A 12,246-nucleotide genomic window follows, 5' to 3' on the forward strand; every position below is an offset into this window, starting at 1 on the left:
GCTTTGGCGCCAGACCTGTCCTTCGACCCCGCCCCGTCAGTGGCGCTGACGTAAGCGGTTGCTCGATGGTCGTAACACGCGCTTGCCTGTCAGCCTTCGCGCGCGCCGCGGCGCAGCAACAGGGCGATCGCCAGCAGCACCAGCAGGCTGCCCGGTAGCCACTGCCAGCCGATGCGCTGTGGCTGGGTGAAGAACAGCAACAACATCGACACAAACGGCACCAGGTAGCTGTAGGCAGTAACGGCACCCGGCGTCAGCACTGCCGTGGCCCGCTGTTGCAGGAAGAAGGTCATGCCGCTGGAAAACACACCCAGATAGATAACCAGCATCACGTCGCGCAGGTCCATCCGCAACAATGTCGCCGGTTGCTCCCAGATCGCCCCGAGCAGGCCGATCAGGATCGCGCCTGTCAGCAGGCTCCAGAATGTTCGCAAACCGGCCTGCGGAGCCAATATGCCGCGCTGCAACCCCCACTTGCTCAGCACCGGGTACATCGCCGAAGCAATACAACCGAAGAAAAACGCCAGCTCGCCAAAGCCGAACTTGAGCTGCGCAAGGTCTCCATTGTTTTCCGCAACAGCCAGCCCCAGCGCACCCAGCGCACCCAACGCAAGAATCGCCAGTAGCCGACCCGCTGGTTGCTCGACACCCAGGCCACGGCCAATGCAGTAAGCCAGCAGCGGTACAGTGACGAACAGAGTAGCCATCGACAGCGCACTGATACGGTGCGCCGCCCAGAACATGGTGCCGAAGAAACCGGCCAGACTCAGGCCCATCAGGGCATACAGCAGCAATCCGGGAATACTTGGCCAACGTGCACCCTGACGCACCAGCAGCGGCAACAACGCCAGCGTGGCGATGCTGAACCGGATAGAGGTCAGTAGCAGCGGCGGCAAGCCTTCGCTCATCAACCCCACCGCAGGAAAAGACAGGCCAACGAACAATGCCCAGAGCAGCATGCCCAAATGCGCACGAGTGGCGCCACGCTTCGCCTCAGTCATCGCCTTGCTCCTCTAGTGTCCGCAGCAATATGCGCAGCCCGCTCGCCAAGGCCTGTCGCTGCTGGTTATCGAGCGGCGCCTGCAGACCGTCCAGGGTCGCGAGATATTCATCGAGGCAGCCGAGCAATACGGCCTGTCCTTCATCGGTGAGGCGTATCAACAGGCTGCGCCGATCGTTCGGGTTGGGAACGCGCTGGATCAGACCGGCCGTCTCCAGTCGATCGAGCCGATTGGTCATGGCACCCGAGCTGAGTACGGCGGCATGCCGCAAGGCGTTCGGTGTCAGTCCTTGCGGTTGGCCGCTGCGATAAAGCGTCGCGAGCAGATCGAACTCGCCGTCGTGCAGACCGTGCTTGCGAAATACGTCGGCGATGCGCCGGTTGAGGTATTTGGACAGCCGATACACACGCGTAAAGATTGCCATCGGCGATGCGTCGCCTTCCGGGCGGACGTTTTGCCATTGAGCGAGCACGCCATCGACGTGATCGCCGCCTTTGGGCTTGCGCATAGATATCTCCACGAAAAGAATCTTCATGTGAAGGTATTTAAACGAAGAACCAAAGGCAAGCGATTACGGCTCAGGCGGCGCACTGATCGACGAGTGACGTTTGATCAACCAGGAACCGGGCGGCAACCGGAGCTGCGCGCCCGATGGACAGCGTTACTTCAGCTCGGACGGCGAATTACGAACGATTTTGATCGAGTGTGTGAGCGCAGGCTTACGAGTGACACTGATAGCCTTGCGCGTCACGGTGTCGATGGTGATATTCCAGAAGCCGGTGTTGGGCACCTTGATCTTCGCTGGAAACTTGTCAAACGCACCGCCGTGATACGCATGACGCCCGCCGTTCTTGAAGCTGCGGAAATTCTTGTCGTTCATCAGACGGATATTGCAAGGCTGCGAACATTCGATGATCACGAAGTCGTCTTCGTTGAGATGTTCGCGCTGGTGAATGAACTTCATGTACCGCTCCGGACCGCGTTCTGGCAAAGGCGAAGATTACCATGGGCACGAGCGACGCTGGGCACACCCGGCACGCTGGAATTTGCCACAATGACGCCTGTACACGGCCTTTGGCGCGCTAGCGCTGGCTTTCACTCCTGCTGATCAAGGACACCCACGAATGTCGCCGGTGCCCCGTTGCGTTGATGCTACATCTCCCCTCGCGCGCCGCGCGACTCGGGTCGGTTTCTTCATGGCCGGATTCGGTCTGTCCGTATGGGCGCCGCTGGTGCCCTATGTGCGCGAGCGCATCGAGATGAGCGATGCCCTGTTCGGCACGCTGTTGCTATGCATCGGCATCGGCTCGTTGAGCTGGATGCCGTTATCTGGATTGCTGGTGACCCGCTGCGGCATCCGTCCTGTGGTGCTGTCGAGCGTCGCGCTATTGCTTTTTGCACTGACCGGAATGGCGCTGACCGAATCGATCTGGGTCCTCGCCTTGGCGTTGTTCTGCTTCGGTGGCAGCCTGGGTGTCATCGATGTGGTGCTCAATATTCAGGGTGTGCTCATCGAGCGTGGCTCCGGCAAGCGACACATGTCGAACTTCCATGGCATGTTCAGCCTGGGATCAATCTGCGGTGCGCTGGCACTGACCGGCGCGCTGACCCTGGGCCTCGCACCGGCAACCGGCACACTGTTGATGATTGCCGTGATCGCTTTGGCCAACCTCGCCGTATCATCCGGGTTTCTAAGGAACAAGGCGCCGGGCGGCGGGGTCGCGCTCATCCGCCCGACCGGGATGGTGCTGCTGGTGGGCGCCCTGTGTTTCGTCGTCTACCTGGCCGAGGGTGCAGTACTGGACTGGAGCGCGCTCTACCTCACCGAGCACAAGGCATTGGAAACCGCCAAGGGCGGCCTGGGTTACGCAAGCTTCGCCTTGATGGTGACCGTCGGCCGCTTCGCCGGAGCGCCTGTGGTAAACAGCCTAGGGACCGCACGGGTGATCGGTTTCGGCGGACTGTTGGCGGGATTTGGCATCGGCCTGAGTATCCTAACCGAGCATTGGGGGTTCGCCCTCCTCGGTTACGGCCTGTGTGGCCTGGGTTGCGCCAATGTCTCGCCAGTGCTTATTTCCTCCTTGAGCCGGCAGCACAGCATGCCGGTTCATCAGGCCATCACCGCGGCGACCACCATCGGCTTTGCCGGCGTACTTGCAGGCCCAGCCGTGATTGGCGTGATCGCTCACTACAGTTCGCTGACGCTTGCTTTTGGCTTGCTCGCGATACTGTTGTTCGGGCTCACCCTGGGCAGTCGTCGCTTCAAGGAATGAATGTCCCGGCGCGGGAGCTGGCAATCTTCACCACACTACAGACCAGGCCTCGACCTTTGGCTAGAATGCGCGCCCTATGCGCATCCAAGACATCCATCGACAGCTCGCCGAGATCGGTGCCAAGCCCGTCCATATCGGTCGGATCAGGCGTGCCTGGCTCAAAGGGCAGGCGCTGGATGTCGGAACCCGTCACCAGAAGACCGAAGACTTCCTGCCATTGTCGGTGCGCAACGGGCTGCCTAAGATCAGCGAAACCGTCGCTGGGCTGGCTCGCCTGCGCTCCGAACACCCCGGTGGCGATGGCTCGGCCCGGTTACTGGTCGAGCTGGCGGACGGCCAGATGGTCGAAAGCGTGCTGTTGCCGCGCGACGGTCTGTGCGTATCGAGCCAGATCGGCTGCGCAGTCGGTTGCGTGTTCTGCATGACGGGTAAAAGCGGCCTGTTGCGCCAGCTCGGCAGCGCCGAGATCGTCGCCCAGGTTGCCCTTGCCCGCCGCTACCGCCCGGTGAAGAAGGTGGTGTTCATGGGCATGGGCGAACCCGCGCACAACCTCGACAATGTCCTCGACGCCATCGATCTGCTGGGCACCGACGGAGGCATAGGCCACAAGAACCTGGTGTTCTCTACCGTTGGCGATCCACGCGTGTTCGAACGCCTCCCGAGCCAAAAGATCAAACCCGCACTGGCACTTTCGCTGCACACTACCGACGCCGCACTGCGGCGCGAGCTACTGCCGCGCGCACCGGTATTCGACCCCGCCGAGCTGGTCGAACTGGGCGAGCGCTATGCGCGGCTGGTCGATTATCCGATCCAGTACCAGTGGACGCTGCTAAAGGGCATCAACGACAGCCAGGACGAGATGGACGGCATCATCCGTTTATTGCGCGGCAAGTTCGCGATCATGAACGTCATTCCGTACAACAACCTGGACGACGATGAGTATCAACGCCCCGAAGCCGAGCGGATTCGCCAGATCATGCGTTATCTGCACGACAATGGCGTGCTGACCAAAGTGCGCAATTCTGCCGGACAGGACATCGACGGCGGTTGTGGACAACTGCGTGCGCGCGCCGAACGCATCGTGCGCGATCGCCGCCAATCCTCCCAAACATCCAGGCCAGAGCCGTTGCGCTGAACAAGCGTCGCATGCCGTTGTCCTAGCGCGACTGAGTCGAACTAGGCCCCGACCGGCCGATACAGACTGCGGCGATCGCACAACCATGCCCAGTGACGGGCAACGAGAACAGCATGCACACACTGGAACAATTGAAGCGCGGTGAGCTGACGGGCATCACCCGTCTCGACCTGTCCGAAGGACTCGACGTATTCCCATCGGAAATCTTCGAACTGGCCGACAGCCTGGAAGTGCTCAACCTGTCCGGCAACAGACTGACCCGCCTTCCAGATGACCTTCCGCGCCTGCACAAACTGCGCATCCTGTTCTGCTCCGATAACGCCTTTACCGCCGTGCCTGCTGTGATTGGCCGCTGCGCCCAACTGGAAATGGTCGGTTTCAAAGCAAACCGCATCCGCACGCTACCAGCCGAAGCACTACCCCCCCTGCTGCGCTGGCTGATTCTCACCGACAACCAGCTCGAAGCGTTGCCCACCGAGATCGGCCGATGCGACCGCCTGCAGAAACTGATGCTGGCGGGGAACCGGCTGCGTGAACTTCCTGAATCGCTCGCCGACTGCCGGCGCCTGGAGTTGCTGCGAATCGCTGCCAACCAGCTCTCCGCCCTTCCTGGCTGGCTGCTGCGTATGCCCCGGCTGAGCTGGCTGGCATTTGCCGGCAATCCCTTCAGCGACAGGATGGAGGCGGAGATCCTGGCCCAGCATCCATTGCCGCCCATTGTTCGCGCGCAGGTGTCGTTCGAAGATGTGCTTGGCCAGGGCGCGTCCGGGGTTATCCATCGTGCCGAATGGCAGCGCCCGGGGAGCGCCGGACAAGCCATGGCAGCCAAGCTGTTCAAAGGCAACCTGACCAGCGATGGATTGCCTCATAGCGAGATGGCCGCCAGCATCGCAGCCGGCGCGCACGCCAACCTGATTCCGGTAGCGGGACCACTGGCCGAGCAGGCTGGTGCCCTTCCTGGGCTGCTGTTGACCCTGATCGATCCCGCCTTCCAGACGCTCGCCGGCCCGCCATCGCTGTCCAGTTGTACGCGCGATTGCTATCCAGCGAGCTGCCAGTTCAGCCCTGCACAGGTGCTTCGCATCGCAGCCAGCGTCGGATCTGTGGTCGCTCACCTGCACGCACGAGGCATCCTGCACGGCGATCTCTACGCACACAATCTGATGGTGGATCCGCGCGGGCAGACCCTGCTCAGCGATTTTGGTGCTGCATCGTTCTATGATCCGCAAGGCGCACAAGCACCTGCGTTGCAGCGACTCGAAGCACGCGCGTTCGGATGCCTGCTGGAAGAGCTACTGGCGCATTGCGCGGTCGCCAACCACGATCCGGCGCTGCGAGACCTCGGCGAGCTGAAGCGCGGCTGCCTCCTTGACGCCGTACTGGAAAGACCGGACTTCGCGCAACTGAACCAGGCGCTCGAAGCAATTTGCGCCGGACGGACCGATACGGCCGATTAGTTGCATGGAGGGAATCGACTTTTCCAGCTCTGACGGCTTTCTGACGCATGTCTCACTCCGAACCACGCAATAACGACACAAACGCCCAGTCGCCAGCGGCCAACGCTAACGTTGCGCTCGAGCACGACCCATTCATCGTCGGACTCAAGCAACGACTGCCCGAACACTTGCGTGAAAGCTTTAGTGAACAGCAGCTGGAAGGATTGCGCAGCGCCTTCGCCACGCGTTCCTGGGGCCGCCACAAGATTGACTGGCGCGGTACGTTCAGCCTGTGGAGCAACCAGTACTATTTCGTACTGGTTGGCGGGCGCAACAAACGCAACCTGTCCCGCGCGCAGCGCAGCCTTTCGCTGGCTGCAAAGGCCGGCGCGATCACCTTGTTCCTGATGTTCTCCGTGCTGGTCGGCCTGGTGGTGCTCTATCTGATCAAGTCGGCGCTCGGGATCAACCTGTTGCCGAACTATTCGCTGGGGCTGTGGGACTGGTTCAAAGGCGGCGGCTGAGACGATAGGACTCGGTAGTCAGTCTCCGATCAGGATGAGTTTGCCGGTCAAGGGATCACGGTAGACCTGCCCGACACTTTCCAGGCCTTGGCCGGAGCTGCCCTCCAGACTGTCTGGCAAGCGCGGCAGCTCACGCCCGCGTTCGACCGTCACGGGCTGTTTGGCGGCATCGAGTTGCTCCAGTAGATCGGTCTGGGCGACTAACGCGGCGATCAAGCCACAGGCGAATACCAGGACTACGTCGACCAGATTGGCCAAGGGTCCCAACGGATCGTCATCGCCAGCCGCAAATCGACTAGATCGCCACCGTCGACTCATTGTCGCGCGCCTCCGCCGCTTCGATCTCATCCAGCAGCTCGTCATACCAACGTCGTCGCAAACGGCCGAGCGCAAAGCCGCCCACCCCGATCAACAGCCCGAGCACGGTGGTATCGAAGGCCACTCGCATCGCGACGCTGAGTATCTGCACATTGCCGTCTCCCAGCGCAGCCAGGCCCGGACCGAGGGGTATCAATGTGCCCATCAGGCCGAGCATCGGCCCGACGCGAGCGATCAGATCGGCGCGATCAAGCCGCCGCCTTGCACGCCTCTCGATTTCGGCCACCGTCAGCATGCGCCAGCGCCGAAGCCCACCAAACCGCTCTCCCGCCGCGACGCCTGCGTCGCAGATCATCATGGCCATGAGTCCGAACAGCGCCCAGGTCACGGGCTGCAGCAGCCACCCCACCAGCAGGTGCAACCAGCCGAACAAACGGTCATCGAGCATGCTCATGAGCCACCCCTGGATGGTGCTCGGCGGCCTCGCCAGATACCGATGCCCAGCAGCAACAGCATGACTAGCGCAACCAGCCACAAGTATTGGCTGGCACTGGTATCGCTCTCGCCTTGCGACTCCTGCGCCTCGACAGACTGCTCGGCTACGTCTGGCTGGATCTCGCTGATACTGCTGGGCGCCTTCATGGTGTGCTGCGGCTCGCGCTTCGCGGCATCCAGACGCGCCTGCAAAGCCTCCCGAACGTCGGGCTTCAGCTGGGGCAGCAGCCACTCGATCATCGGATGGTCGGGGCGGGTGTGGCCGCTGCCGGGGAGCCCATTCGCAGAAACCAGCGTGGCGAATGCCTCCGCCAACTCACGCCGGGTCTGCTCGTCGGCCTGCCAGAAGCCCTTGTGAATGGCCACCAGCATGATCGCCAGCATGTTGGTCTTCACATGCACATTGGCGCCCTGTTCAAGAAAGGAATCGATCCCCAACTGGTAGTGATCATCGAGATACACCGCCTTGACCTCCTCCCAGGCGCTGTCCTGGATAATGTCCGGGTTGGTCACCTGCCAGCCCCAGAGATATTCCAGGAACTCGCTGCCCATGGTCCGCGCGCCAGCGTAATCATGCTGCATCAACGCCTTGATCCAGGCCGGATTGAGGAAGCGGCCGCGAAGCTCCGCCAGCAACGCCTGCTGCAAGGGTTCCAGGCGCACCTTGGTCGGGTCGTTGTGCCAGCTGACGAAATTTTCGGGCGCCTGGCCGGCCAAATGCTCGACGGCCATGCTCAGGCCACCGAGGTAGTCGAACGCATCGTTGTTGTCCATCAGCCCGTAGAGGTTGCTGGAACGTCCTAGATAGGTACGTGTGACCTGCTTCAAGCCAGCCTCGAACACTGCCTGGACCGGCTCGCCATTGTGCTGCAGGCCGTAGGCATGGCCCATCCGGTTGACGTAGCTGCGCGCCAACTCGCTACGGTCCTGCCAACTGCCGGAGCGTTCCACCAGCGCGTTGATGCCTGCACCATAGGCGCCTGGTGCCACCCCAAACAGGCGCAGCGCCGACAGGCTTCCGGCCTGCTCGGCATCGGCGCCGCCGTCCAATCGGCGCGCCGCGTCCTCGACCCAGTTGGCGGCGATCCGGTTCTGTGAAAGGGTCTCATCTCCCCCGGTCGCCAGCGCACCGATCGGTTGCAGCGCGGCATCCAAAGCGATACGCAGAGCGGGATAATCCCGGCGGATGGTGTTGCTGGCGCCGTCCAGCGCCAACAGCACACCGCGCTCGAGCAGCGCAAGCTGGTCGGCGTACAAATCCCGGAACAGGCCGGAGGTGGTGAACATCAAGTCACGGCGTTCATGACCCTGCTCAAGCGGCACCCGCTCGATCCCCTCGACGATTCCCCGACTGTTCCAGACCGGCTCGACGCCGAGCAGATCGAGGCCGAACGCAACCATGGCGCCTTCGTCTCGTACGGTGTCCGAGGCCCAAAGGATGACCGCTTCACGGCCGCCCTCCGGCATGGCTCGCTCACGGGCGCGATCGGCCAGTTCTCGACCGATCCCCCAACCGATACGACTCGGCAGCAGGCTGCTGTCCAGCGCGTGGAAGTTGCGCCCCGTGGGCAACGCCTCCGGCGTGCGGATCGGATCGTTGCCTTTACCCGGCGCGACGAAGCCTCCCTCTAGCGCGTGGATCAGCGCCCGCATCTCGGCTGCCGGGGAATCGACCAATGCCTGGCGGTACTCGGTCCGTTCGGCGCCCATCGACGCCATCAGAGTATCGACCGCCTCCTCGGACCAGGGCTTGCCGAACACGTGCAGACCGAGCGGCATGAAGCGCTCCTGGATATTGGTTAGGTAATGACCGACCTCGTGGACCAGCAGATCGTCGTCGACCTGATCGAAATCGATACCGCGCGCGGCGAGCGGCTCGGCCATGGAATCGCGCAGCTCGGGTTCCAACCCGGACTCGCTCAGCAGCCGTTTGATCTCAGCGATGGTCGCGCGCCGAGCGGGCCCTTCGGTGCTGCCAGTCCCGGCCTCGAAACTCTCGATTAGCTGACGCAGCTTGAGCAGATCGTCGTACAGCGGCGTCGCCACCAGAGGCGGCGTGAGGTGATCGATCATCACCGCGAGCCCTCGACGCTTGGCCTGGATGCCCTCACCCACGCCATCGACAATGTAGGGATAGATGCTCGGCAGATCGCCGACGATCTGCAGCGGGTAATCCTCAGCACTCAGCCCGGCACGCCGCCGCGGCAGGAATTCGTAGGTAGAGTGACGCCCCAGGTGCACCAAGGCATCGGCACGAAAGTCGTCGCGCAGCCAGTGATAGAAGCCCAGATACTGGTGCGTTGGCGGAAAGACCAGGTTGGCGTGGAGCAATTCCTCGTCCACTTCCCAGCCTCGCGGCGGCTGCGGACCGAGGAAGACGTTGCCCAGACGTAGACCTGGAAAAACCATCCGCTCCCCTTGCACCATCACCCGTCCAGGCGCTTCGCCCCAACCACGCAGCCCCTCGATGCCTGTAGCCGCCAGCGCGTCGATCAGCTCATCCGCTTCACTCCAATTGGCCAGCCCGGGCTGCTCGAGCGCTCGTTCGTAGAAGTGCTCGAGTTGCCCGAGCAGATCCAGCGCGCGGGCTCTGGCCGGATGCTCGACGCCATCGAGCAGGTGATGCAGCTCGCTCGACCCATCACGCAAGGTCTGCTGGGCGATATCCAGATGCGACGCCTGCAGTGCCCGACGCATCTGCGCGCTCCAGTGGCCCAACGGGCCATGCACCATCTCGGCCTGCAAGGCCGGCGGCAAGGTACGGAACCAGCGCAGATATCCATCGCGGTCGAGCCCGGGCACCTTCTCGGCCATGTTGGCCAACGCATCCCCTTGCTCAGGCAGATTCACGCCATGGTCTTGCAGCATGCCCAGCAGCGCCTCGGACGACAGCGGCAACTCGCCTGTTTCGTAGCCCTCAGCCTTGAGACGCCGCAGTATCGCGAGCAAGGATTGCGGTACGTCCAGGTTGTCGGCACCAATGTTGTGCCGTCCCGGCGGATGGTTGTAATAGATGATGGCGACACGCTTGTTCTTGTTGGCCTTGCGCTGTAACCGCTGCCAGCGATGGATCCGAGCGGCGAACGCTTCGATCCGGGACGGCAAGGGCTGGCTGAAACCAAAACGGATACCGGAATTCGGATCGATCTGCGCCGACTCCCACGCGGCCAGCACCATCGGCTGGCTGCTGCCCTGCAGCTCCGGCATGGCCAACTGGTAGTGGACCTTGTCGCGCCCGAGCCCGTCACTGGAGAGCTGCCAGGCGCTCTCGTCACGGTCATCCAAGCGCAAGGCCTTGAGCACAGGCACATCGAGGCGCTTGAGTATCTCGGTGGCCTCTTCTCGCCCCTCGCCACCGCCGAGCACGAAATCCTGCAGCACGACCACCGCCGCCAGCGTCGGATGCGCACCGCTTTCGAGCCAACGCAGCGCCTGCAGGGTGCCCTCGCCCCATCCAGCGAGCAGGCTGACGCAGGCGATATCACGCTGTTGCAGCGTCTGGCAGAGCGCGTTGTTGAGGTCGGCGTCGCCCCGGCGATCGGCACGGCCATGATCGATCACCGCGACCATGCTGTCGCCGCGCCAGACGAGCTCAGATGCGTTGAGAGTACGCCCGTCCTGGTAGAAGCGTAGCGCTGGACGCGGCTCGGCAGGCATGATCCGCCTCGAACCATCGTCGGACAGCCAGCTCAGCAGGCGCGCGATGTTATCGCTCCCACCGGCAATCCAGTAGCTACGCGCCTCGATCCACCCGGTCTGATCGGGATTGGCATCGCCAAGCTCGCGGACCCAGCCGGCCAGATCCTCGCCGGGCTTTTCTGCGCCGAGACGTGATGCCTGTTCACGGTCGCGGAACACGGGCGTGCCATCGATACGGCTCATCGCAACCAGCCCCTGATCGCTGTGCATGATGTAACGATCACCGGAGCTGTACCCCTCGATCAGCGGCCGCAAGCGCTCCACCTCGGACCCGAAGACGCCGACAGCGAGCAGCGTGCCTCCGCCCTGGAGCCATTCGGCTATGCGGGCATCATCCATCTCGCTCAGCTGTTCCGGGGTCCGTGCATCGATGATTTCGTCCGGTTGGCGCTGTTTGAACAGGGCCACCGCCGAGGCGAATTCAGCCGCGCTGTACTGCGAGATGATCGCCTTAACCTGCCCGCCCAGGGCGGGAGGAGCGAGCAGCAGCGAAAGCACCAAACCAGCCCAGCGGAAAACGATAGACATGCCCACTCCGTCTCGAGACGCGCGGGCGGCAGAACGGCCGCACAGCCTGGAACAGGCGCAAGGCGTTCTGAGGATGTCGCCCACCGCGACAATTCCTTGGGGAGTACGGGCTGGTATCGGGCTTGGCCGAAGGTTCGGCTCTACCGTTGCGGGGGCAGCATCAGCTTGGTACTGATTTCCCATTTAACCCGAACCTTGATCCGGGCACCGCGCACTCCATGAAGACAGCCGCTTGGCGGCTGAAGGCGCGAACCTTACGCGGCGCACCCGACAAGATCAAGCAACAAACCCTAGCCGCTGCAGGCACCCTCGGAACTTAGATGCGACGGCTTGCTTGATGGTGGCTAGACTTCGAGGGGATCAGTCATATCGGGGCGGCTATGAACGACGACAAGCAACCAAAACCACTCACGTTTCGGCAAATGCTACAAAGCGTTCTGGCTGGCGCGCTCGGTGTGCAGAGCGGAAAAAACCGAGAAAGGGATTTCAGTCAGGGAAAACCGAGCCACTTCATTCTGTTGGGTGTCGGCTTCACAGTGGCGTTCGTACTGATCATCCTCGGCGTGGTCAAGCTGGTGCTGTATCTTGCCGGTCTGTGACAGCCCCGGCACAGGTACCATGCTTTATTGGTGACTGACCCAGAAAACCGCCGTTGCGACGACTAGAATTATCAGGACGAAAATAGCGGTGGCATCCGCCACGCTGTCATTACCGCGTTGATTGGACTGCTCTGACACGGCTGCTCTCCTTGTTATCGGGCTCACGTTGCTTGCAGTTAAGACCACGCCAGCGAGTCGCTCAAGCTCACCGCTTCAAATGCCAATAAAGCAGCGTTTC

11 protein-coding genes and 1 riboswitch are annotated in these 12,246 nt (G+C 62.5%); of the genes, 5 read left to right on the plus strand and 6 right to left on the minus strand.

Features of this window, described 5'->3' with window-relative positions; all coding sequences use genetic code 11:
• Positions 1 to 89: 89 nt before the first annotated feature.
• From ACL0K2_RS02825 to ACL0K2_RS02835, 3 genes are all read right to left on the minus strand, one after another.
• Positions 90 to 1,001 (minus strand): DMT family transporter, encoded by a 912-nt coding sequence (locus ACL0K2_RS02825; protein ID WP_239610332.1) that lies wholly within the window; start codon positions 999 to 1,001, stop codon positions 90 to 92.
• The gene (locus tag ACL0K2_RS02830; RefSeq protein WP_045162343.1) at positions 994 to 1,509 is read right to left on the minus strand and encodes a MarR family winged helix-turn-helix transcriptional regulator; all 516 of its coding nucleotides are present in this window, start codon (positions 1,507 to 1,509) and stop codon (positions 994 to 996) included. The genes ACL0K2_RS02825 and ACL0K2_RS02830 overlap by 8 nt, the downstream gene beginning before the upstream one ends.
• A 153-nt stretch (positions 1,510 to 1,662) precedes the next feature.
• Entirely contained in the window at positions 1,663 to 1,965 is a 303-nt protein-coding gene (locus tag ACL0K2_RS02835) for a DUF1883 domain-containing protein (RefSeq protein ID WP_045162344.1), read from the minus strand.
• Positions 1,966 to 2,125: 160 nt separating this feature from the next.
• Here ACL0K2_RS02835 and ACL0K2_RS02840 point away from each other — a divergent pair, with 160 nt between their 5' ends.
• The 4 genes from ACL0K2_RS02840 (at position 2,126) to ACL0K2_RS02855 (ending at position 6,369) form a co-directional block, all read left to right on the plus strand.
• Positions 2,126 to 3,274, plus strand: coding sequence for an MFS transporter (locus ACL0K2_RS02840; RefSeq protein WP_045162345.1), 1,149 nt, complete (start codon positions 2,126 to 2,128; stop codon positions 3,272 to 3,274).
• A 76-nt stretch (positions 3,275 to 3,350) separates the two neighbouring features.
• Complete coding sequence (locus ACL0K2_RS02845; RefSeq protein WP_413043738.1) at positions 3,351 to 4,409, plus strand: RNA methyltransferase; 1,059 nt, start codon at positions 3,351 to 3,353, stop codon at positions 4,407 to 4,409.
• A 113-nt stretch (positions 4,410 to 4,522) separates the two neighbouring features.
• Entirely contained in the window at positions 4,523 to 5,866 is a 1,344-nt protein-coding gene (locus ACL0K2_RS02850; protein WP_413043739.1) for a leucine-rich repeat-containing protein kinase family protein, read from the plus strand.
• A 47-nt stretch (positions 5,867 to 5,913) separates the two neighbouring features.
• Entirely contained in the window at positions 5,914 to 6,369 is a 456-nt protein-coding gene (locus tag ACL0K2_RS02855) for a hypothetical protein (protein WP_045162348.1), read from the plus strand.
• 18 nt (positions 6,370 to 6,387) lie between these two features.
• Here ACL0K2_RS02855 and ACL0K2_RS02860 read toward each other — a convergent pair whose 3' ends face one another.
• The 3 genes from ACL0K2_RS02860 to ACL0K2_RS02870 are packed head-to-tail and all read right to left on the minus strand — an operon-like array spanning position 6,388 to position 11,409.
• Complete coding sequence (locus ACL0K2_RS02860; RefSeq protein WP_155397634.1) at positions 6,388 to 6,687, minus strand: DUF2149 domain-containing protein; 300 nt, start codon at positions 6,685 to 6,687, stop codon at positions 6,388 to 6,390.
• Positions 6,665 to 7,141, minus strand: a complete 477-nt coding sequence (locus tag ACL0K2_RS02865; protein WP_230623633.1) for a MotA/TolQ/ExbB proton channel family protein — start codon at positions 7,139 to 7,141, stop codon at positions 6,665 to 6,667. The genes ACL0K2_RS02860 and ACL0K2_RS02865 overlap by 23 nt, the downstream gene beginning before the upstream one ends.
• Positions 7,138 to 11,409 carry a cobaltochelatase subunit CobN gene (locus ACL0K2_RS02870; RefSeq protein WP_413043740.1) on the minus strand — a complete coding sequence of 1,424 codons (4,272 nt, stop codon included), beginning with the start codon at positions 11,407 to 11,409 and terminating at the stop codon, positions 7,138 to 7,140. Before ACL0K2_RS02870 ends, ACL0K2_RS02865 begins: the two co-directional genes overlap by 4 nt.
• Positions 11,410 to 11,499: 90 nt before the next feature.
• Positions 11,500 to 11,636: riboswitch (cobalamin riboswitch) on the minus strand.
• A 153-nt stretch (positions 11,637 to 11,789) separates the two neighbouring features.
• On the opposite strand from ACL0K2_RS02870, the gene ACL0K2_RS02875 reads away from it, so the two are divergent.
• Complete coding sequence (locus ACL0K2_RS02875) at positions 11,790 to 12,008, plus strand: DUF2970 domain-containing protein (RefSeq protein WP_045162351.1); 219 nt, start codon at positions 11,790 to 11,792, stop codon at positions 12,006 to 12,008.
• Positions 12,009 to 12,246: the final 238 nt, after the last annotated feature.

The organism is Pseudomonas sp. YJ42, assembly GCF_047225135.1.
Lineage (GTDB): Bacteria > Pseudomonadota > Gammaproteobacteria > Pseudomonadales > Pseudomonadaceae > Stutzerimonas > Stutzerimonas stutzeri_E.

Excerpts from the sequence above, each read along its gene's own strand:
- ACL0K2_RS02825 (WP_239610332.1), bottom strand. The coding sequence starts at position 1,001 with ATGACTGAGGCGAAGCGTGGCGCCACTCGTGCGCATTTGGGCATGCTG.
- ACL0K2_RS02830 (WP_045162343.1), bottom strand. The coding sequence starts at position 1,509 with ATGCGCAAGCCCAAAGGCGGCGATCACGTCGATGGCGTGCTCGCTCAA.
- ACL0K2_RS02835 (WP_045162344.1), bottom strand. The coding sequence starts at position 1,965 with ATGAAGTTCATTCACCAGCGCGAACATCTCAACGAAGACGACTTCGTG.
- ACL0K2_RS02840 (WP_045162345.1), top strand. The coding sequence starts at position 2,126 with ATGTCGCCGGTGCCCCGTTGCGTTGATGCTACATCTCCCCTCGCGCGC.
- ACL0K2_RS02845 (WP_413043738.1), top strand. The coding sequence starts at position 3,351 with ATGCGCATCCAAGACATCCATCGACAGCTCGCCGAGATCGGTGCCAAG.
- ACL0K2_RS02850 (WP_413043739.1), top strand. The coding sequence starts at position 4,523 with ATGCACACACTGGAACAATTGAAGCGCGGTGAGCTGACGGGCATCACC.
- ACL0K2_RS02855 (WP_045162348.1), top strand. The coding sequence starts at position 5,914 with ATGTCTCACTCCGAACCACGCAATAACGACACAAACGCCCAGTCGCCA.
- ACL0K2_RS02860 (WP_155397634.1), bottom strand. The coding sequence starts at position 6,687 with ATGAGTCGACGGTGGCGATCTAGTCGATTTGCGGCTGGCGATGACGAT.
- ACL0K2_RS02865 (WP_230623633.1), bottom strand. The coding sequence starts at position 7,141 with ATGAGCATGCTCGATGACCGTTTGTTCGGCTGGTTGCACCTGCTGGTG.
- ACL0K2_RS02870 (WP_413043740.1), bottom strand. The coding sequence starts at position 11,409 with ATGTCTATCGTTTTCCGCTGGGCTGGTTTGGTGCTTTCGCTGCTGCTC.
- ACL0K2_RS02875 (WP_045162351.1), top strand. The coding sequence starts at position 11,790 with ATGAACGACGACAAGCAACCAAAACCACTCACGTTTCGGCAAATGCTA.